Genomic DNA, 20,404 nt, shown 5'->3' with positions numbered 1-20,404 from the left:
CGGGTGTAGACTGCGAGCCATGGCCCATCCGGATCTCAATCTCCTGGTCACGCTCGACGTGCTGCTGACCGAGGGCAGCGTGGCGGCGGCGGCGCGCCGACTCCGCCTCAGCCCCTCGGCCATGAGCCGGGCGCTGGCTCGGCTGCGCGAGGCGACCGGCGATCCCTTGCTGGTGCGGGCCGGGCGCGGCCTGGTACCGACGCCGCGCGCCCTGGAATTGAAGGCGGACGCATCGCGTCTGGTGCGCGAAGTGGAAGCGGTGCTGCGCCCGCTCGAAGCGATCGACCCCGCGACCCTGCAGCGCACTTTCGCGATCCGGGTACGCGACGGCTTCGTCGAGAATTTCGGCGCCGCCCTGATCGCCCGGGCGGCGCGCGAGGCGCCGGGCGTGCGGCTCTGTTTCGTCGCCAAGTCGGACAAGGACAGCGGGCCTCTGCGCGACGGTACCGTGGACCTCGAAACCGGCGTGCTCGGCAAGGACATGGGGCCGGAGCTGCGCGCCCAGGCGCTGTTCCGCGACCGTTTCATCGGTGTCGTGCGGGACGGCCATCCCCTGGCCGGAGCGCCGGTGACCCCGGCGCTCTATGCCGCGGCCGACCATGTCCTGGTGGCGCGGCGGGCCTTGAAACAGGGGGCGATCGATACCGCCTTCGCCGGCCAGGGCCTGGTGCGCAAGGTCGCCGTCGTGGTCGGTACCTTCTCCGAAGCCTTGGCCCTGGTCCGGACCAGCGACCTGGTGGCCAGTGTGCCCGAGCGTCACACCGCCTACCTGCGGCAGGGGCTGCACGACTTCCCGCTGCCCCTCGGCCAAGTCGATTTCACCCTGTCGCTGTTCTGGCACCCGCGGATGGAGGCCGACCCGGGTCACCGCTGGCTGCGCAACTGCGTGCGCGAGGTCTGCCTTTCTATGGTGCCAGGAAAGCTCTGACCGTCGTCACCGCCTCGGCGAGGCCGACGCGGGAGATGGTGACGCCTTCGGGGAAGGCGGGCAGCAGGCGGCTCGGCGTCATGGCGTCCAGCATGACGAAGACGCCGCGGTCGCCGGCCTGGCGGATCAGCCGCCCGAAGGCTTGGCGCAGCCGCAGGCGCACCAGCATGTCGTCATAGGCGGCACCACCGAATTCCTCCCGCCGGGCGCGGTGGAGGAGACTCGGCCGGGGCCAGGGCACGCGGTCGAAGACGATCAGGCGAAGCGCCCGTCCCGGCACGTCGACGCCGTCGCGGACGGCATCGGTGCCGAGCAGGCAGGCATTCTCCTCCGCCCGGAAGAGGTCGATCATGGTGCCGATGTCCATCGGATCGACATGCTGGGCATAGAGGCGGATGCCGGCGGCATCGAGCGGCTTCTCGATCCGGGCATGAACCCGGCGCAGCCGCTCGACCGCAGTGAACAGCCCGAGGCCGCCGCCGCCCGCGGCCAGGAACAGGCTGCGATAGGCCGCCGCCACTTCGTCCGCCTCGTCGCGGCGGACGTCGTTCACGATCAGCACGCGCGAGTCCTTCGCATAGTCGAAGGGCGAGGCGAAGCTGGCGCGTTTCGCCGGCAGGATCAGATGGGCGGCGCCGGTGCGGATTTCGGCCGTGTGCCAGTCGTCGACCTCGCTCGGCCCCGAATCGCGCAAGGTCGCCGAGGTGACGAGGACGCCGTGGGCGCGTTCCAGCAGGGCGCCGGTCAGCGGCGTCGTCGGATCGAGCCAATGGCGGTGCAGGCCGACGTCGAATTCGCGGCCATGCTCGCGCTCGATCGCCAGCCAGTCGACGAATTGGGCCGGCGTCTCCTCGCCCAGGGTGCGCAGCATGGAGCGCCAGGCGGTGACCGGCTGGACCAGGCGGCGGTCCAGGCTGCGGATGCCGGCCTCGAGGCGCTGGCGGGTCGCCGTATCCAGTTCCGCCGCTTCGTCGTCGAGGCGGTGGGCGAGGCGGGTCTTCAGGGCGGCGGCGGGTTCGAGCAGGCGGCGCAGCAGCCCGTCGATCGCATCGGCGGCATCGAGCAGTTCGGGCGTCGGGTCGAGGGGTGCCGCTTCGAGGGCGAAGCCGCCGCGCTTGTCGGTCGCCCTCGCGGTGACGAAACGGCGGACCTCGGCCAGGAAGGCTTCGGCGGTACCCGAGACGCCGCCCGCGGCGATCCGGCCGAGCCAGCCTTCGCCCGGCAATTGGGCGGCGGCACGGCGCACTTCGTCGAGGGCCGTTTCGGCGCTCTCGTCGCCGGCGATCAGGTCGCCAATGCGGCGATCGAGACCGCGGCCGCGCCCGGCCCTGCGGTGGCCCGCCTCGGCGCCGCGGATCCAGCGGCGCAGCTCGGCCGTCTCGGCCCCGGTCAGATGGGCGGAAAAGGCGCCGTCGGCGGCATCGAAGACCTGATGGCCCTCGTCGAAGACATAGCGCGTGGGCAGCTCGCGGGCATCGCCGGCAAGCGCGGCCTGGACCATCACCAAGGCGTGGTTGGCGACCACAATCTCCGCCGCCTTGGAGCGGGCGCGGGCGCGCTCGATGAAGCATTTGCGGAAATGGCTGCAGGCCGAATGGATACATTCGCCGCGCCGGTCGGTCAGGGCGCCGAGGCGGGCGCCGTGGAGGAGTTCGATCGCCCAGGTCGGGAAATCGCCGCCCACCATGTCGCCGTCGCGGCTGGCCCTTGCCCAGCGCGCGACCAGGCCGACGGCGACGGCACTCACCCCCGGGCGGATGCCGCCGGGACCTGCCAATTCCTCCAGATTGAGCAGGCAGAGGTAATTCTCCCGCCCCTTGCGCACCACGGCCTTGCGCGCCTTCACCGAGGGATCGGGATAGAGGCGGCTGAGTTCGCGGTCCAACTGGCGCTGGAGGTTCTTGGTATAGGTCGAGATCCAGACCGCGGCGCGGTTCTTGCGCGCCCAGACATAGGCGGGCGCGATATAGCCGAGCGTCTTGCCGATGCCGGTGCCGGCTTCGGCCAACACCACCCGAGGGGCGCCCGCGACATCCCGAAGTGCGAAGGCTTCCGCCACGGCGGCGGCATAATCGCTCTGGGCCGGCCGCGGCTCGGCATCCGGTCCCTTGATGGCGTCGAGGGCGGCCCGCGCTTCCTCCGCCGTGACGGGCACGCCGAGCGGCGGCTGGGGCGGCGGCGGTTCTTCCCATTCGGGCAGGCGGTTCCAGACGTCGAGCCCGCTGCCGCGGCCTTCGCCGCCGTCCGGCCGGCCCAGGGCGGCCAGCACCAGGGGCGCCCAGGCCCAGCCGCCGCGTCCCATGGTGAAGGCCACGCGGGCTGCCTCTGCCCCGTCGGGCGCCGTGGCCAGTTCGGCGAGCAGGCGTTCGGCCACGGTGGACAGCACCATGGCCTCGTCGATCAGGTCGGACGGCTCGGGAAAGCCGAAGACCTGGGCGAGGCCGAGCGGGCTCGGCAGGCAGAAACGCGCCGGCCGCACGAAGGCGAAGAGTTCGAGCACGTCGAAGGCCCGAAGCTGGGTGACGCCGAGCCGCCGGGCGGTGAGCGGCGCATGGGCGACCAGCATCTGCCCGGAATCGGCCACCAGGGCGGCGTCGCGCAAGCCCAGTTCCTCGACCTCCCCGGTCGGCCGCACGACCACGGCCTTGCCCACCCCGACCACCATGGAAGGCAGGTCGAGCGGGCGCGAACGCAGGGTAAGGGGCACCGAATCGGTCATCGCCGGATCATAGCGGCGAACGTCATCCGGTCGATGGCTGCCGTCAGGTCGAACGGGGTTTCCTGCTCCTGGGTAGCGACTTGTCGGTATCGCGCAGTTCCTTCAACACCTTGTCCGCTTCAGCATGGCGTTCAACCTTGCGCTTGACCGAAAAGATCTCGTACTGCAGTTCGGCATGTTTCTTGGCGTCCGCAACCTTCACGCTTCCGCCCGACGATAGAACGGCTCGCCCCAACTGACGCAACTGCTGATCCAGCAGGCGCCCAGCGTCCGCCATCACGACGAGGCGACCCAAATCCAGTTGGTCCTCGAAGATGTCGAGGACAATGCCGGTCAGCCTGTTCAGCTCCCTGATCTCCGCGTCTGAGAAGTAGTTCTTGGAGACGGTCGTGTCGTCCTTTCGGATGTTGTCGTTCGGCCATGAGGTCAAGCCCATGTTGGGGACGCCGGCATCGGCGCGCGTGGTCAGTATCTCCGCGGGCGTGTGGGAGGTGACGGCGTAGACGAGCTTCGCCTGGGTGCGCTGGAAGAACTCCCGCGCCAAGTCGGACTTTGGATCATAGTCCTGGCACATTGCGCAGATCTGCCGCAATTCGCGGTAGAGATTGGCTTCGTCCGACCGGATGTCGCGGATGATGTCGCGGAGTTCGGCGATCCGGTCGGCATTGTCGGGCGTCTTCAGTCTGCGGCTATCGACCACGAAGCCCTTGCGGGCATATTGGACGAGAATCCCGGTTGCCCAGCGGCGGAAAACTGTCGCCTGGGCCGACGAGACCCGGTAGCCGACCGAGATGACCATGTCCAGGTTGTAGAGGACGGTGGGACGCCCGGCACTTGTTTGCACTTTTTGCAAAGAAGTCGCTTCGTCCAGTTCTCCCTCCTCGATCACATTGGCGATATGACGCGAGATGGTGGAGACGTCCCGTCCGAAGAGTTGGCTGATCTGTGCCTGCGACATCCACAGCGTCTCGCCTTCGAAACGGATGTCCATCCGAAGGCCCTTTTCCGTGCTGTAGACCAGAAAACGGTCTCCGGTCTCGCCGTCTTCCACCAAGTGGATCGGCTCGCCTGGGATTTCGCTCATGAGGACGCCACCGCCTGAATTGATGGGAACATAATAGCAACAATTTCGGCCGTCGCCGAACGTTCTCTTGGTAAGCGATGCGCTAGTTGCAATTGACGACGCTGGCGCCGCCCCTTACGAACAGGGCTCCACCCGAGGAGTAAAGGTGAAATGTCGAGCGAGATCCGCCAGCTTGCCCTGAATGCCCGTGCCTGGCCTTTCGAGGAGGCACGCAAGCTTCTGGAGCGGATCGAGAAAAAACCCTCGGTGCTGGACAAGGGCTACATCCTGTTCGAGACCGGCTACGGCCCCTCGGGCCTGCCGCATATCGGCACCTTCGGCGAAGTGGCGCGCACCACCATGGTGCGCCATGCCTTCTCGCTGCTGTCCGACGTGAAGACCCGCCTGTTCTCCTTCTCGGACGACATGGACGGCTTGCGCAAGGTGCCGGACAACATCCCGAACAAGGACATGGTGCGCGCCCATCTGGGCAAGCCGCTGACCCAGGTGCCCGATCCCTTCGAGAAGTTCGAGAGCTTCGGCCATCACAACAACGCCATGCTGCGCTCCTTCCTGGATCGCTTCGGCTTCGAATACGAATTCCAGTCGGCCACCGAGTGGTACAAGTCGGGCCGCTTCGACAAGGCGATCCTCGAAGTCCTGGCCCATTACGACGCAGTGATGGCGATCATGCTGCCGACGCTGGGCGAGGAACGGCAGGCGACCTATTCGCCGATCCTGCCGATCAGCCCGAAGAGCGGCCGCGTGCTCCAGGTGCCGATCATCGAGCGCAAGCTCGACGCCGGCACCGTGGTGTTCGAGGACGAGGACGGCACGCTGACCGAAGTGCCGGTCACCGGCGGCCATTGCAAGCTGCAGTGGAAGGCGGACTGGGCGCTGCGCTGGCATGCCCTCGGCGTCGACTACGAGATGAACGGCAAGGACCTGATCCCGACGCGCAAGCTCTCGGGCGAGATCTGCCGCGTGCTGGGCAGCCCGATGCCGGACGGCTTCTCCTACGAGCTGTTCCTGGACGACAAGGGCCAGAAGATCTCGAAGTCGAAGGGCAACGGCCTCACCATCGACGAATGGCTGACCTACGCGAGCCCGGAGAGCCTGGCGCTCTATATGTATCTCCAGCCCCGGACGGCGAAGCGCCTGTTCTTCGACGTGATCCCGCGCCATGTCGACCAGTATCTGGACGAGTTGGCCGCCTATCCCGGCCAGGAACCGGCCAAGCAGCTGGAAAACCCGGTCTTCCACATCCATTCGGGCAAGCCGCCGGTGGGCAATCTGCCGATCACCTTCGGCCTCCTCCTGAACCTGGCCGGCGTCGTCGGCTCGGAGGATGCGGCGGTGCTCTGGGGCTTCATCGGGCGCTACGCCCCGGGGGCGACGCCGGAGAACCAGCCGATCCTGAACGACCTGGTGCCCCATGCCATCGCCTATTACCGTGACTTCGTGAAGCCGACCAAGACCTATCGCCTGGCGAGCGAGGTCGAGGCGGCGGCGCTGGGCGAACTGGCGGCGGCGCTCGAAGCGGGGCCGGCGGATTGCACGGCCGAGGGCTTGCAGAATCTCGTCTTCGAGATCGGCAAGAAGCATCCCTTCCCGGGCTTGCGCGACTGGTTCAAGGGCATCTACGAAGTGCTGTTCGGGCAGAGCCAGGGCCCGCGCATGGGCTCCTTCATCGCGCTCTATGGTGTCGCCGAGACGGCGAAGCTGATCCGCCAGGGCTTGGCGGGCGCGCTGGCGACGCCGGCGGCGGCGTGAGCACCGTCTACAAGATCATGGACCTGCCGGCCTGGGAGCGATTCCAGGCCGGCGGCACTTTCGCGGGGGCGCCGGTCGACCTGGCCGACGGCTTCATCCATTTCTCCGCTGCGCATCAGGTCCAGGGCACGCTGGACAAGCATTTCGCCGGGCAAGACGGCCTCGTCCTGGTCGCGGTGGCGGCTGCGGGGATCGACCTCACCTGGGAAGTATCGCGCGGCGGCGACCTCTTCCCCCATCTCTATGCCAGCCTGCCCCTTTCGGCGGTCATCGGTGCCACGGCCCTGAGCAGGGGCGACGACGGTCGCCACGAGGCCGACAAGGCGCTGGGCGTGCTCGGCCGATCCGCGCCCTGATCCTGCATCGCGGCGGAAATCCGCCGGGCGGAGCGGATCAGCATCTCGCCGACATGGGCTGCCTCCTGCACCCCGGCGGGGGCGGCCAGGGCGGCGATCACCCGTTCCCCCTCGGCGAAGACCGGCACGGCGACCCGAAGTTCGCCCAAGGGTCCACTGCCGATATGGACCGCGAAGCCGACCCGGCGCTGCACCTTGAGGGCCTGGCGGAAGGCGTTCCAGGTCGCGCCGAGGCCGGCCCTGGCGATCGCCGGGGCCTGGATGTCGTGCAGCCGGCGGAGCCGGCGCGGCGCCTCATGGGCGAGCAACACGCGGGCAGCCGCGCTGTCGAACAGGTCGGCGGCATGGCCGCGCGCCAATTCGGCCGGCGGCAACTGGCCGGAGCCGGCCTCGACATGGGTGACCAGGATCTGCTCGCGGTAGGGGGCCGCCACGGCGACCAGGCCGAGGGCGCGGGCGAGTTCGGCCAGATGCGGCCGGGCCGCGGTCAGCAGCGGGTCGTAGAGCCGGATCACGCGGTCGAGCCCGATCACCGCGGGGCCCAGGGTATAGACACCGTCCGGCCCCGGGGCGACCAGGCCGGCGGCCGCCAGGCTCCGGAAATAGCGATAGACCGTCGAGCGCGAATAGCCGGTGCGGGCGATCGCCTGTTCGGCGCTCCAACTCGGCCGCTCCGCGGCGAACAGGTCCAACAGGCGCAACATGCGATCGAGACTGCTCATTCCACCACCTCGTCCAGGGTGGACGAGGCGGCGCGGCCTCATCCTTCTGCTTCTACGTGGTTCCTGAGCAATCCGATCTGTTCGATTTCCACTTCGACGATATCGCCCGCGACCAGCCAGGGCGGCGGGGTCTGACCGGCGGCGACGCCCGACGGCGTGCCGGTCGCGATCACGTCGCCGGGTTCGAGCGCCGTGAAGGAGGAGAGATAGGCGATCAGGGCCGGAATGCGGAAGATCATGTCGGCGGTCGAACCGTTCTGGCGCGTGACGCCGGAGACCTTCGTGGTGAGGCGGAGCGAATGGGGATCGCGCACTTCGTCCGCCGTGACGATCCAGGGGCCGAAGCCGCCGGTCGCAGGGAAGTTCTTGCCCGGGGTGAACTGGCCGGTGTGGCGCTGGAAATCGCGCACCGAAGCATCCTGGAAGCAGGAATAGCCGGCGACATGGGCCATGGCATCGGCCTCGCGGACGTGGCGGGCCCGGCGCCCGATGATCACCGCGAGTTCGCCCTCGTAATCGAAATCCTTCGAATTGCGGGGCAACACCAGGGCGCCCTCGGGGCCGACCAGCGTATCGGCGAAACGGGTGAAGACGGTCGGATAGGGCGGCGGCTTGCGCCCCATCTCGGCCGCGTGTTCGGCATAGTTGACGCCGATGCAGATGATCTTGCCGGGGTCCGGCACCGGCGGCAGCAGGGTGACCTCGGCCAGGGCGAGGTCGGGCGTCGCCCGTGCCACTTCGGCCGCGGCCCGGCCGAGCTGGCCGGCGATACAGTCCTTGATGTCCGGGGCGTCGGCGCCCAGGCGCGTGGAAAGATCGACGATGCCGTCGCCCTTGACCGCGCCATAGCCGAAGCGGGAGCCTTGGCGGAACGAGACGAGCTTCATGGACTTTTCCTCCGATCCTTCGCGGCCGACAGCAGAACCCGATTTGCCGCCGGTCGTCCACCACCAAGCCTACGCCCCCGCCCTGCCGGCAGGGCATCGCTTCCCCATGGCCAAATTCGCCGCCCTCTTCGCCGAGTTGCAGGCCCAGGGCCTGGCGCGTCCGGCCAATACCCATGTCCCGGCGCCGGTGACACGGGCGGACCTCCTGCGCGTTCATGACGCCGCCTATGTCGATGCCGTGCTGGCGCGGGCGGTGCCGGCGGCGATCGAGCGGCGGATCGGCCTTCCGGTCGACGAGGGCGTGGTGCGGCGGGCATTGCTCGCCAACGGCGGCACGCTGCTCGCCGCCCGCCTCGCCCTGAGATACGGCATCGCCTGCAACACGGCGGGCGGCAGCCATCATGCCCGGCCGGAGACGGGGGCGGGCTTCTGCGTCTTCAACGATGTCGCGGTGGCGGTCCGGGCCTTGCAGGCGGAGGGGCGGATCGGCCGCGCCCTGATCGTCGATCTCGACGTCCATCAGGGCGACGGCACGGCAGCGGTGTTCCGGGGCGATGCTTCGGTCTTCACGCTCTCGGTCCATTGCGGCGCCAATTTCCCGGTCCGCAAGGAGGCCGGCTCGCTCGATATCGACGTGGCGCCGGGGGCGGGGGACGACGCCTATCTGGCCCTGGTCGCCCCGGCGCTGGAGCGAGCGCTGGCGGCCGGACCCTTCGAGATCGCCTTCTACAATGCTGGGGTCGATGTTCATCGCGACGACCGCCTGGGCCGCCTCGCCCTGAGCGACGAGGGCATCGCGGCGCGTGACGCCCTGGTGATCGGCCGGCTGCGCGGTGCCGGCCTGCCGGTCTGCGGCGTGATCGGCGGCGGCTATGCCGACGACGTGCAGGCGCTGGCCCGGCGTCACACCATCCTGCACCGGACGGCGGCTTTTCTGAGCGTCAAATAAGTAAAGCCGCCGCAGTTCGCCGCGAATTCTTTGGCGCCGGCATGTTACCGTCGGGAAAACGAGGAAACGCTGCCGGATGACGGGCCGAAGAACTGCCGTTTTCTTCCTTGCGCTCTGCTGGGCCGGGCCTGCCCCGGCGCAGGACATGATGCGTTACCTCGACCTGACCTCACCCGCCATGACCGAGGCGGAGATGACGCGGGCGGAGGTAGAGGCGGCGCCGGGCCGGAGCCTCGGCGGGCGGCATCTTTCCGGGCTCGACCTTTCGGGCATCGATCTCGCCGGGGCCGACCTCCGGGCCGCGGTGCTGAATCGGACCAAGCTCGTCGGAGCTCATCTGGCCGGGGCGGTACTGGATCAGGCCTGGGCCTTGGGCGCCGATTTCAGCGGTGCCGATCTTTCGGGCGCCAGCCTGTTCGGCACCCAGGCGATCGGCGCGAATTTCGAGGGGGCGAATCTCCACGCGGCGCGCATCGCCGGGGACCTGACCAATGCAGGTCTCAGCCATGCCGACCTGTCGGGCGCCCGGCTCGGGGCCGACATGCGCAACCAGTCCATGGGCCTGATGCGGGCGATCCTGAAATCGGCCGTGCTGAGCGGGGCCGATCTTTCGGGCGCCGATCTCTCGCGCGTCGACCTCGAATTCGCCGACCTGCGTGCGGCGGATTTGCGTGGGGCGGACCTGCGCGGCGCACAACTCGGCGGGGCGGATCTGACCGGCGCCAAACTGGCCGGCGCCAGGTTCGCCGATGCCGACCTGACCTCGACCACCTTGCGCGGTATCGCCGATATCGGCGAGGCGATCGGTCTCGACCAGGCGCGGAACCTCGACCGTGCCTTGCGGGATTGACGCGTCAGTTGTCGAGCGGTGGTCGCTCCGCCGCCGGGCGGCAGATGGTCTTCACATAGGTGAGCGTGCCCAGGTTGTTGCCGAGGCTGGAGCCGGCGACGGTCTCCTGCCAGCCGGTCAGGCAACGCATCTCGTTGGGCACGGTGTTGGAAATATAGTCGACTGCGGTTGCCTCGTTGCAGGCGTCCGGCGATACGGACTTCAGGCAGACCAGAACGACAGCCACGAAAGACGCCATGGGTTCTCCTTTCCGGCCCGTCGCGGCAAGACGGCCGGAAAGGGCTGTTCAGAAGGAAGGAGCCCTCATCATGGGGCCTTCTTGCCGGTGGCGTCGAATTGTTTCAGATAGGCGATCACGTTGGCGATGTCCTCCGGCTTGGTCAGGCCGACGAAAGCCATCTTGTTGTTCGGCACCTTCAGTTTCGGGTTCTTAAGATATTCTGATAGTTGATCCTCGGTCCAGGTGATGCCGGAGTCTTTCATCGCCGGAGAATAGGCGAAGCCTTCTATCGAACCTGATTTTCTGCCGACGATGCCATTCAATTCAGGGCCGACAAGGGTTTTCGCCCCTTCACCGATCTGATGACATATCTTGCACTTCATGAATACTTTCTCGCCCGCGGCAGCATCCTCGGCCGAGGCGGCCGCGGGCAGCAGGATCGAGAGCAGGGTCGTGGCCAGGACGAGGCGCATTTTTCGTTCACTCCCTTATTCTGTTCTTACATTTCGGCCGTATGAACTTCATTTCTTCTAACGGTCATCGGGCCTTATTGTTCCGTCGCCGCCGTCGCTGGTCCATTGGCCATTTTGGCAATGGACAGTATGAGAAATGGCGATCACACTCCCCGTCAAGAATAGATTAAAAAAACCAGCGACTGGGAGCGCCGGGGGAGTGTCGATTCAGCGAAGGCCGGCCCTGTCATTGCTGCGCCGCAACAAAGAAATCTGTAATAATTCGAGAAAGCCGCCGGGAGGCGCCGTCGTCGGGTTTTTGCTGCGTCGCGACATTTTGTCGCTGCTCTGCACAATGACTCTCTGGCCGGCTCCCCTTCGCGCCGAAGCTGTGCCCGTGCTGCGCCTCGGCATCCTGGAGTTCGGCACGGTCGGCTGGGAGGTGGAGACGATCCGCCGCCTGGGCCTCGACCGGCAGGCCGGGGTGGAGCTGCAGGTCCAGCGGCTGGCCTCTTCCGATGCCGCGCGCATCGCCTTCCTGGGCGGATCGGTCGACGTCATCGTGAGCGATCTCCTGTGGGCGGCGCGGCTTCGCGCGGAGGGACGGGCGGTGAGCTTTCTGCCCTTCTCGGCGACCGAGGGGGCGGTGATGGTGTCGGCGGACTCGGCGTTGCGCACGGTCGGCGATCTCGCCGGGCGCTCCATCGGGGTCGCCGGCGGCGCGCTGGACAAGAGCTGGCTCCTGCTCCGCGCCCATGGCCTGCGCCACCTCGGGATCGATCTCGCGACCGCGGCGAAGCCGGTCTTCGGGGCGCCGCCCCTGTTGACCGAGACGTTGCGCCGGGGCGGGCTCGATGCCGGCCTGCTCTACTGGACCTTCTGCGCCCGGCTGGAAGCCCAGGGCTACCGCCGGCTGATCGGGGTCGAGGAGATCGCGGCCGGGCTCGGCACGGGCGGGCGCATCGCTTTCGTCGGCCATGTCTTTTCACCGGCGGCGCCGGCCGCGGCGGTCGCCGGTTTCGCCCGGGCCTCGGCCGCTGCCAAGCAGGTCCTGGCCCAGGACGACGGCGCCTGGCAGGCTCTGCGTCCCCTGATGCAGGCCGACGACGAAGCGACCTTCGAGGCGCTGCGGCGGCGCTTCGTCGAGGGCATTCCAACCCGCTCCGTCGCGGCGGAAATGGCGGATGCGGCGCGCCTCTATGCCGTGCTGGCGGAATTGGGCGGCGAGGCGCTGGTCGGGCCGGCCCGCGAGCTGCCGGCCGGCCTCTATTGGCAGGCGCCGGCATGACCGCGGGTGGCGTGAAGGGCGCGCTCGGCCGCGGCTTGTCTTTCCTCGCCCTGCTGGCACTGTGGCAGGCGGCGGCGCTGGCGCTGCATTCGGCGGAACTGCCCTCGCCCCTGGTCGTGGCGGGTTTCGCCGTCGATCAGGCGCTGCATGGCGACCTTCTGGCCCAGCTCGCGGCCACGCTGCGGCGGGTCGTGATCTCTTTTGCCGTCGCCATGGCGATCGGCTGCGCCGGGGGTATCGCCCTCGGCCTGTCGCGCCGCCTCGACGCGCTGTTCGAGACCTGGCTCCTGGTGCTGCTGAACCTGCCGGCCCTGGTCATCGCCATTCTCTGCTACATCTGGCTCGGCCTGACCGAGGCGGCGGCGATCGTGGCGGTCGCCCTGAACAAGATTCCCAATGTGGTGGTCATCCTGCGCGAGGGGACGCGGGCGATCGATCCCGGCCTCGAGGAGATGCGGCGGGCCTTCCGCCTGTCACCCGCGGCCTGGGGCCGCCATGTCCTGTTGCCGCAGCTCGCCCCCTTCGTCGCCGCCGCGGCGCGTTCGGGACTGGCGCTGGTCTGGAAGATCGTGCTGTTGGTCGAGCTGCTCGGCCGGGGCGACGGTATCGGTTACGCGATCTCGACCCGCTTCCAGCTCTTCGACGTGCGCGGCGTGCTCGGCTATGCCTTCGCCTTCACACTGGTCATGCTGGTGGTCGAATATCTCGTCCTGCAACCGCTCGAAGCCCATGCCGGCCGCTGGCGCCCCGCCCCTGCTCGCGCTTGAGGTGAGGCGCAAGGACTACCGGACCCCCGCGGGCCCGGTCACCGCTTTGTGTGATCTGTCGATCACCATCGGGCGGGGCGAATTCGTCTGCCTGATCGGTCCTTCGGGCTGCGGCAAGAGCACGGCGCTGCGCCTGTTGCTCGGCCTCGACCGCGATTTCGAGGGGGCGGTGACGCCCGACCCGCGCGCGCTTTCGATCGGCGTGATGTTCCAGGAGCCGCGCCTGCTGCCCTGGCGCACGGTCGCGCAGAATATCGCCCTGGTGTTGCCCCGGCGGATGCGGCGCGACCCGGGGCCGCTGCTGGCGGAGGTCGGATTGGCACCCTGGCGCGATCACTATCCGGGTGAACTCTCCCTCGGGCTTGCGCGGCGGGCGGCACTGGCCCGGGCGCTTGCGGTCGAGCCGGCACTCCTGGTGCTGGACGAACCTTTCGTCTCGCTCGACGAGGCGGCGGCGGCCGAGCTGCGCGGCCTGGTCGCCCGGATCGCGGAGCGGCGGGCGATGAGCGTGCTCATGGTCACCCACAATATCGGCGAGGCGCTGGCCCTGGCCGACCGGCTGATCCTGCTGACACCGGCGCCGGGCCGCCTCCTGGCCGAAGTGCCGCTGGAGACGCCGCGGGTGGCGCGCGGCCCGGGCTGGACCGCGGAACGCCGCCGCGCCCTGGCCGGGCGCTTCGCCACCATCGCGGCCTGAAGCGATGCGCGCCCGGCTCGCCCTCTGTCTCGCCCTGGTCGCAGCCCCCTTGCGGGCCGGGGCGGACGAGGCGCCGCCGCCCGTGACCCCCCTTCCCGTGACCCCCCTTTCCGTGACCCCCCTGCCCGTGACCGAAGTGGCACCCGGCGTTTTCGTCTATGCCGCCCCCTACGAATTGGCCGATCCGGAGAACGAGGACGCCATCTGCAACCTCGGCTTCGTGGTCGGCGGCCAGGCGGTCGCGGTGATCGACAGCGGCGGTTCCTATCTCGCCGGCCGGCGCCTGCTGGCGGCGGTCCGGGTGGTGACCGGCCTGCCCGTGCGCTACCTGATCGACACCCATGTCCACCCCGACCATGTTCTCGGCAATGCCGCCTTCGCCGAGGTCGGCGCCACCATCGTCGGCCATGCGGCGCTGCCCGAAGCCCTGGCCGCCCGGGCGGGGAGCTATCTCGCCGCGACCGAGCGGTTGATCGGCGCCGCTGCCTTCGCCGGAACCAAGGCGGTTCCGCCGGACATGGTAGTGACGGCCCAGATCACGCTCGACCTCGGCGGGCGCGAATTGCTGCTCGAAGCCTGGCCGACCGCCCATACCAACAGCGATCTCACCGCGTTCGACCGGACCACGGGGACTTGGTTCCTGGGCGATCTCGTCTTTTCCGGCCATGTGCCGGCGCTGGACGGCAGCCTGACCGGCTGGCTCGCCGTGCTGGACCGCCTCACCGTGCGGCCGGCGGCCCGCGTCGTGCCCGGCCACGGCCCCGCCACCTTGCCCTGGCCCGAGGGGGCGGCGGCGACCCGGCGCTATCTCGCGGTGCTGGCCGCCGACATCCGCCGCCTGATCCGCACCGGCGCCACCATGAGCGAGGCGGCGGCGAGCGCCGGCCAGTCGGAAAAGGGCGCCTGGAGCCTGTTCGACGATTTCGCCGGGCGCAATGCGACAGCGGCTTTCCATGAACTGGAATGGGAGTAGTATGTAGTCGCCGGGGGCCTATTCGCGGACCTCTTGATATTGCATTGCTTCACGACAATATCGCGCTGCAATATAATAAGTTAAAAATAATGATGACTTGACCTTTCGTGCTATTGCACTGGTCGACACCCCGCGATTACAATTTCCGCATCTTCGATCAGTGGCAGCACTACAACAAGAATTGTGGCGTCTGTCTCAGCCTATAGGGCTTCCTTGCCGGACCACGGGGTGTGGTTCGACTTGGCGGCATCGTGCGCCCTGACGAAGACGGCAAGTAAAGATGGCGTAAGAGCACCGCCCAAATGGCACGAGCGCTAGACATCGTGCCCAAGAGCCGAATGGAGGAAGCTCATGAAGAAACTCATCTTGCTGGCGGGACTGGCTTTGTCGGCCCTGTTCGGCACTGCTGCCAGTGCCAACGACGACGTGATGAAACTCACGCAGGACCCGAACCAGTGGGTGCTGCAAACCGGCGACTACGCCAACCAGCGCTATTCCAAGCTGGATCAGATCAACGCCGGCAACGTCGGTAAGCTCCAGGTCGCCTGGACTTTCTCGACCGGCGTGCTCCGCGGCCACGAGGGTTCGCCCCTGGTGGTCGGTAACATCATGTATGTCCACGCGCCCTTCCCGAACACGGTCTTCGCCCTCGATCTCGACAACGACGGCAAGATCATCTGGAAGTACGAGCCGAAGCAGGATCCCAACGTCATCCCGGTGATGTGCTGCGACACGGTCAATCGCGGCCTCGCCTATGCCGAAGGCAAGGTCTTCCTGCACCAGGCCGACACCACGGTGGTGGCGCTGGACGCCAAGACCGGCAAGGTGCTGTGGTCGGTGAAGAACGGCGACCCCTCGAAGGGCGAGACCAACACCGCGACCGTGATGCCGGTCAAGGACAAGCTGCTGGTCGGCATCTCGGGCGGCGAGTTCGGCGTGCAGTGCCACGTCACCGCCTACGACATGGCGACGGGCAAAATGGCCTGGCGGGCCTATTCCGAAGGCCCGGACGACCAGATCCTGCTCGATCCGGTCAAGACCACGTCGCTCGGCAAGCCGGTCGGCGCGGACAGCTCGCTCAAGACCTGGCAGGGCGACCAGTGGAAGACCGGTGGCGGCTGCACCTGGGGTTGGTACTCTTATGATCCCAAGCTGAACCTGGTCTACTACGGCTCGGGCAATCCCTCGACCTGGAACCCCAAGCAGCGCCCGGGCGACAACAAGTGGTCGATGACCATCTTCGCCCGCGATCCCGACACGGGCGTCGCCAAATGGGTCTATCAGATGACCCCGCACGACGAATGGGACTATGACGGCATCAACGAGATGGTGCTGGTCGATCAGAAGATCGACGGCAAGGACCGCAACCTCCTGGTCCACTTCGACCGCAACGGCTTCGGCTACACCCTGGATCGCGCCACCGGCGAACTGCTGGTCGCGGAGAAATTTGATCCGGCGGTGAACTGGGCCACCAAGGTCGACATGGACCCGAAGAGTGCGACCTACGGCCGGCCGCAGGTGGTGGCGCAATATTCGACCGAACATAACGGCGAGGACACCAACTCGAAGGGCATCTGCCCGGCGGCCCTCGGCACCAAGGACCAGCAGCCCTCGGCCTTCTCGCCGCGTACCGGCCTGTTCTATGTGCCGACCAACCATGTCTGCATGGACTACGAGCCGTTCCGGGTGAGCTATACCCCGGGCCAGCCCTATGTCGGCGCCACGCTCTCGATGTATCCGGCGCCGAACAGCCATGGCGGCATGGGCAACTTCATCGCCTGGGACGCCACCAAGGGTAAGATCGTCTGGTCCCTGCCCGAGCAGTTCTCGGTCTGGTCCGGCGCTCTCGCCACCGCCGGCGACATCGTCTTCTACGGCACGCTGGAAGGCTACCTGAAGGCGGTCGATGCCAAGACCGGCAAGGAACTCTACAGGTTCAAGACGGCCTCCGGCATCATCGGCAACGTGATGACCTATACCCACAAGGGCAAGCAGTATGTCGCCGTGCTCTCGGGCGTCGGCGGCTGGGCGGGCATCGGCCTGGCGGCCGGCCTGACCGACCCCAACGCCGGTCTCGGCGCGGTGGGCGGCTATGCGGCCCTGAACAGCTACACCGCCCTCGGCGGTCAGCTCACGGTCTTCGCCCTGCCGAACTGAAGGCGAAACCGACACCGAAACGCCTGGGCTGGCGCGGGCCGAAAGGTACCGCGCCAGCCTTCGGCATCCGGGTCGACGTCCGGGGCCGTGCACCGGCTCCGTCTTGAACGGGAGAGCAGCACTTGATCGCCATCACCAAAGCCCGCACCGCCGCCGTCCTGCTGGCCCTGTCGGGCCTTTGCGCCGCCCTGCCCGCCGCCGCCGAGCCGAGCAAGCCGGCGAGCAGCGAAGACGGCAAATATTTCGACGCCGACGGCAATCCGACCTACAACATCGGCGCGGACGGCAAGGTCGACTGGTACACGTTCTCGGGCTACCGCCGCTACCATTCGGAATGCCACGTGTGCCACGGCCCGGACGGCGCCGGTTCGACCTATGCCCCGGCGCTGGCCGATTCCTTGAAGAATCTGAGCTACATCGACTTCGCCACGATCGTCACCCAGGGCCGCAAGAACCTGATCAACGGCAACGAGAAGGTGATGCCGACGTTCGGCGAGAATCGCAACGTCATGTGTTACCTGGACGACATCTATGTCTACCTGAAGGCGCGGGCCGACGGCTCGCTCGGCCGCATCCGGCCCGAGAACCACGACCCGAAGCCGGAGACGGCGAAAAATGCCGAAGCCGCCTGCATGGGCAATTAGGGCGGCCCTCGCCCTGGCCCTCGCCCCCCCGCTCGCTGCGGGGGCGGGCGGGGCGGCGGCGCAGCAGGTACCGGAACTGGCTTCGACCGACCGGCTCCGGGTCTGCGCCGATCCCGCCAACATGCCCTTCTCGGACAAGGCGGGCGAGGGTTTCGAGAACAAGATCGCCGCGATCGTCGCCGACGAGTTGAAGCGGCCGCTCCGCTTCTTCTGGGTCCCGCAAGGACCGGGGGCGGTGCGCAATTCGCTCGGTTCCGGGCTCTGCGACGTGATCATCGGCTATGCTTCGGGGGCGGACATCGTCCAGCACAGCAATCCTTATTACCGCTCGGCCTATGTCCTGGTGGTGAAGGCGGGTGGGCCGCTCGACGGCGTCGATAGGCTGGAAGACCCGCGCCTGCAGGGGCACCGGCTCGGCGTCATCGCGGCGACCCCGCCAGCCGACCACCTGCTGCGCCTCGGCCTGACCGCCGAGGCCAAGACCTATGCCCTGCTGGTCGACCGGCGTTCCGATTCCCCGGCCGAGGAGGCCTTGGCCGACCTCGCCGCCGGCACGGTCGACGGCGTCATCCTGTGGGGGCCGATCGGCGGCTATTTCTCCAAGAAGGCGGCGGTACCGCTGAAGGTCACGCCGCTGGTGAAGGAGACCGAGCGGCCGGCGCTGAGCTTCCGCATCACCTTCGGCATCAGGGCCGGCGAGATCCAGTGGAAGCACAAATTGAACGACGTCATCCGCAAGCGCCGGGCCGACATCGAGGCGGTGCTGACCTCCTATGGCGTGCCCCTGGTGCCGGACGACGGCCGCCTCGACGAGAGCGAGCGCGACCGCCCGGTTCGGGTCGACGAAGGCCAGTGAGGATGCCATGCGCCGCCTCGCCCTGAGCCTCGCCCTTTGTGCCGGCCTGGCATTTCCCGCCCGGGCCGAAGCGCCGCCCGAACCGGCGGACTATCGCCAGGACGACTATCGTGCCCCGACCCCGGCGACGCTGGCCGGCGCCACCGTGGTGACCACGGCCGAGGCGGCCCAGCTCTGGCACGAGGGCAAGACCGTCTTCGTCGACGTGCTGCCCCATGCACCCAGACCGGCGGAGCTGCCGGCCGGCACGCTGTGGCACGACCCGCCCCACCGCACGATCGAGAAGGCCGCTTGGCTGCCGGAAGTCGGCCGCGGCGCCCTGGCCCCCGAGACGGAGGCCTATTTCCGCGCCGGGCTGGAAGCCCTGACCGGCGGCGACAAGGCGCGGCCCCTGCTGGTCTTCTGCAAGCGTGATTGCTGGATGTCGTGGAACGCCGGCAAGCGCGCCGTCGCCTACGGCTATTCCCATGTCTATTGGTACCCCGAGGGGGTGGAGGGCTGGGCCGACGCCGGCCTGCCCATGACGGATGCGGAGCCCCGCCCATGAAGACGATCGCCGCCGCCCTGTTCGCCTTCGCGGCACTCCTGGCGCCCCCCGCCCTGGCCGAGGGCGAGGCGACCTGGGCTTCGATCCGGCCCGACATCTTCGGCGAAAAGCCGATCGACGAGGAGGCGGTGGTCGGCCTGACCGCGCCCGCCCGCGCCGAAGATGCCGCCCTGGTGCCCATCGACCTCCATGTCGCCCTGCCCGAGGGCGACGCCCGGCGGGTGGTGGCGCTGACCCTGATCGTCGACGAAAATCCCTCGCCCGTGGTGGCGAGCTTCAGTCTGGGTCAGGGCCGCCGGGCCTTCGACCTCTCGACCCGGATCAGGGTCAATTCCTATTCCTTCGTTCGCGCCGTGGCCGAGACGGACGACGGCAAGCTCCACATGGTGCGCGCCTTCGTGAAGGCGGCGGGCGGCTGTTCGGCGCCGGCGGTGAAGGACCCGCAGGACGCCAAGGCCAACCTCGGCAAGATGCGCTTCCGCGTCTTTTCCGGCACCGGGCGGGACGAGGCCCAGGTACAGATCCGCCATCCCAATAATTCCGGCCTGCAGATGGACCAGGTGACCCGGCTCTATACGCCCGCCTGGTTCGTGCAGCACCTGACCGTGCGCCAGGGCGACGAGGTGATCTTCGCCATGGAGGGCGGCATCTCGATCAGCGAGGACCCGACCTTCCGCTTCACCTACCGCGCCGACGGCCGGCCGGTGTCGGTCGAGGCCAAGGATACCGAGGGCAACGTCTTCCGCCAGCAATTCGCCGGCAATGGCGACGGCTAGCGACTAGTCAATGGAAGCAGCGGATCTCGGCTTCCGCCTGGGTGCGGCGGAGGTCGGCCACCATGTCGTCGAACTGGGGCGTGTTGCGGAACACGGCCGCGGTCTGGCCGATGCCTTGCCGCATGGAGAGTACCGTCTCGGCCTGGACATAGCGGTCATAGGGCAGGATCGAGGCGATGACGTCGATCGAGCAGGAACAATGTTCCATCGATTCCCGTGACTGGCCGTTCGCCGCCATGCAGCCGAAGACATAGTCGACCCGCGCCTCGGTCGGATAGTCGTTTTCGACCGCGGCGGCCAGGGCGGGCAGGGGCGCCAGCAGCAGCAGGGCGGCGGCGAGGTCAGCGAGCCGGCGCATCGAAGACCACCGTCTCGTCCAGGAGATCGGCGCCGCCCTTGGCATCGGGCGCCGTGATGCGGATCTCGGCGATCTCGCCCGGCAGGTCGCGCGCCACCGTGAAATCATAGGCCAGCGTATCCAGGCCCTTCATGCGCTCCTTGTTGGGATCGGCCGCGAAGGGGGCGATATGGACGCGGTAGCCGGGCAGGCTCTGCCCGCCGGCCGAAACCGTGACCGGCTCGACCGTGGCATGGTCGCGGAGCCCGCCCCGGATCGCATTCTTCAGATAGCGCGGATTGACTTGGAGCAGGCCTGAGAGGACGTTCACGTGGTTTTCCAGGAACAGGCTCAGCATCGGATTGCCGGTCATGTCCTCGAAGGGGCCGGCGGCGCGCTTGTGCTCGCCCGAGAAGAGGTCGACCGCCACCGTCCGCGTTTCG

The 20,404-nt window shown here is 68.1% G+C and carries 22 protein-coding genes; 14 read left to right on the top strand and 8 right to left on the bottom strand.

Annotated features, from left to right (window positions below; translation table 11 throughout):
* Positions 1–19 precede the first annotated feature (19 nt).
* On the top strand, positions 20–928 hold the full coding sequence (locus tag WC493_RS14930; RefSeq protein ID WP_373066330.1) for a LysR family transcriptional regulator: 909 nt from the start codon (positions 20–22) through the stop codon (positions 926–928).
* Here the strand turns inward: WC493_RS14930 and WC493_RS14925 are convergent.
* Entirely contained in the window at positions 906–3,647 is a 2,742-nt protein-coding gene (locus WC493_RS14925) for an ATP-dependent DNA helicase (protein ID WP_373066329.1), read from the bottom strand. The two genes, WC493_RS14930 and WC493_RS14925, sit on opposite strands and share 23 nt — an antisense overlap.
* 43 nt (positions 3,648–3,690) lie before the next feature.
* Positions 3,691–4,731 carry a RhuM family protein gene (rhuM, locus tag WC493_RS14920; protein ID WP_373066328.1) on the bottom strand — a complete coding sequence of 347 codons (1,041 nt, stop codon included), beginning with the start codon at positions 4,729–4,731 and terminating at the stop codon, positions 3,691–3,693.
* A 150-nt stretch (positions 4,732–4,881) separates the two neighbouring features.
* Between rhuM and WC493_RS14915 the strand changes: the two genes are divergently transcribed.
* The gene (locus tag WC493_RS14915) at positions 4,882–6,483 is read left to right on the top strand and encodes a lysine--tRNA ligase (protein ID WP_373066327.1); all 1,602 of its coding nucleotides are present in this window, start codon (positions 4,882–4,884) and stop codon (positions 6,481–6,483) included.
* Positions 6,480–6,839, top strand: coding sequence for a DUF952 domain-containing protein (locus tag WC493_RS14910; RefSeq protein WP_373066326.1), 360 nt, complete (start codon positions 6,480–6,482; stop codon positions 6,837–6,839). Before WC493_RS14915 ends, WC493_RS14910 begins: the two co-directional genes overlap by 4 nt.
* Here the strand turns inward: WC493_RS14910 and WC493_RS14905 are convergent.
* Both WC493_RS14905 and WC493_RS14900 read right to left on the bottom strand, forming a co-directional pair.
* Complete coding sequence (locus WC493_RS14905; RefSeq protein ID WP_373066325.1) at positions 6,725–7,561, bottom strand: IclR family transcriptional regulator; 837 nt, start codon at positions 7,559–7,561, stop codon at positions 6,725–6,727. The genes WC493_RS14910 and WC493_RS14905 overlap by 115 nt on opposite strands.
* A 38-nt stretch (positions 7,562–7,599) precedes the next feature.
* The gene (locus tag WC493_RS14900) at positions 7,600–8,448 is read right to left on the bottom strand and encodes a fumarylacetoacetate hydrolase family protein (protein WP_373066324.1); all 849 of its coding nucleotides are present in this window, start codon (positions 8,446–8,448) and stop codon (positions 7,600–7,602) included.
* Between WC493_RS14900 and WC493_RS14895 the strand changes: the two genes are divergently transcribed.
* Positions 8,447–9,397, top strand: coding sequence for a histone deacetylase (locus tag WC493_RS14895; RefSeq protein WP_373066323.1), 951 nt, complete (start codon positions 8,447–8,449; stop codon positions 9,395–9,397). The genes WC493_RS14900 and WC493_RS14895 overlap by 2 nt on opposite strands.
* A 145-nt stretch (positions 9,398–9,542) precedes the next feature.
* On the top strand, positions 9,543–10,247 hold the full coding sequence (locus WC493_RS14890; protein ID WP_373066322.1) for a pentapeptide repeat-containing protein: 705 nt from the start codon (positions 9,543–9,545) through the stop codon (positions 10,245–10,247).
* Positions 10,248–10,251: 4 nt separating this feature from the next.
* Here the strand turns inward: WC493_RS14890 and WC493_RS14885 are convergent, their stop codons facing one another.
* Together WC493_RS14885 and WC493_RS14880 are read right to left on the bottom strand one after the other, a co-directional pair.
* Entirely contained in the window at positions 10,252–10,485 is a 234-nt protein-coding gene (locus tag WC493_RS14885; protein ID WP_373066321.1) for a hypothetical protein, read from the bottom strand.
* A 68-nt stretch (positions 10,486–10,553) separates the two neighbouring features.
* Positions 10,554–10,940: a cytochrome c family protein gene (locus WC493_RS14880; protein ID WP_373066320.1), complete on the bottom strand. Its 387-nt coding sequence runs from the start codon at positions 10,938–10,940 to the stop codon at positions 10,554–10,556.
* 334 nt (positions 10,941–11,274) lie between these two features.
* Between WC493_RS14880 and WC493_RS14875 the strand changes: the two genes are divergently transcribed.
* From WC493_RS14875 to WC493_RS14835, 9 genes are all read left to right on the top strand, one after another.
* On the top strand, positions 11,275–12,207 hold the full coding sequence (locus tag WC493_RS14875) for an ABC transporter substrate-binding protein (protein ID WP_373066319.1): 933 nt from the start codon (positions 11,275–11,277) through the stop codon (positions 12,205–12,207).
* Entirely contained in the window at positions 12,204–12,974 is a 771-nt protein-coding gene (locus tag WC493_RS14870; RefSeq protein WP_373066318.1) for an ABC transporter permease, read from the top strand. The genes WC493_RS14875 and WC493_RS14870 overlap by 4 nt, the downstream gene beginning before the upstream one ends.
* Positions 12,975–13,020: 46 nt before the next feature.
* Positions 13,021–13,671 carry an ATP-binding cassette domain-containing protein gene (locus WC493_RS14865; RefSeq protein ID WP_373066317.1) on the top strand — a complete coding sequence of 217 codons (651 nt, stop codon included), beginning with the start codon at positions 13,021–13,023 and terminating at the stop codon, positions 13,669–13,671.
* 4 nt (positions 13,672–13,675) lie between these two features.
* A complete protein-coding gene (locus tag WC493_RS14860) occupies positions 13,676–14,644 on the top strand; it encodes a quinoprotein relay system zinc metallohydrolase 2 (protein ID WP_373066316.1) in 969 nt (322 codons plus the stop codon).
* A 351-nt stretch (positions 14,645–14,995) separates the two neighbouring features.
* Positions 14,996–16,801 (top strand): lanthanide-dependent methanol dehydrogenase XoxF5, encoded by a 1,806-nt coding sequence (gene xoxF5 / locus WC493_RS14855; protein ID WP_373066315.1) that lies wholly within the window; start codon positions 14,996–14,998, stop codon positions 16,799–16,801.
* Between the two features lie 122 nt (positions 16,802–16,923).
* Complete coding sequence (locus WC493_RS14850) at positions 16,924–17,445, top strand: c-type cytochrome, methanol metabolism-related (RefSeq protein ID WP_373066314.1); 522 nt, start codon at positions 16,924–16,926, stop codon at positions 17,443–17,445.
* Positions 17,417–18,301 (top strand): quinoprotein dehydrogenase-associated putative ABC transporter substrate-binding protein, encoded by an 885-nt coding sequence (locus WC493_RS14845; protein ID WP_373066313.1) that lies wholly within the window; start codon positions 17,417–17,419, stop codon positions 18,299–18,301. Before WC493_RS14850 ends, WC493_RS14845 begins: the two co-directional genes overlap by 29 nt.
* A 7-nt stretch (positions 18,302–18,308) precedes the next feature.
* Positions 18,309–18,848, top strand: coding sequence for a PQQ-dependent catabolism-associated CXXCW motif protein (locus WC493_RS14840; protein ID WP_373066312.1), 540 nt, complete (start codon positions 18,309–18,311; stop codon positions 18,846–18,848).
* On the top strand, positions 18,845–19,624 hold the full coding sequence (locus WC493_RS14835) for a quinoprotein dehydrogenase-associated SoxYZ-like carrier (RefSeq protein ID WP_373066311.1): 780 nt from the start codon (positions 18,845–18,847) through the stop codon (positions 19,622–19,624). The genes WC493_RS14840 and WC493_RS14835 overlap by 4 nt, the downstream gene beginning before the upstream one ends.
* A 7-nt stretch (positions 19,625–19,631) precedes the next feature.
* On the opposite strand, the gene WC493_RS14830 is transcribed toward WC493_RS14835, so the two are convergent.
* Positions 19,632–19,982 (bottom strand): hypothetical protein, encoded by a 351-nt coding sequence (locus WC493_RS14830; protein WP_373066310.1) that lies wholly within the window; start codon positions 19,980–19,982, stop codon positions 19,632–19,634.
* Positions 19,966–20,404: hypothetical protein (locus WC493_RS14825; RefSeq protein ID WP_373066309.1), on the bottom strand; the 439-nt coding region annotated here is incomplete at its 5' end. The genes WC493_RS14830 and WC493_RS14825, both read right to left, overlap by 17 nt.

The sequence above is a fragment of the Zavarzinia sp. genome, from assembly GCF_041650655.1.
GTDB lineage: Bacteria > Pseudomonadota > Alphaproteobacteria > Zavarziniales > Zavarziniaceae > Zavarzinia.
This window is presented reverse-complemented; position numbering and strand designations above follow the sequence as displayed.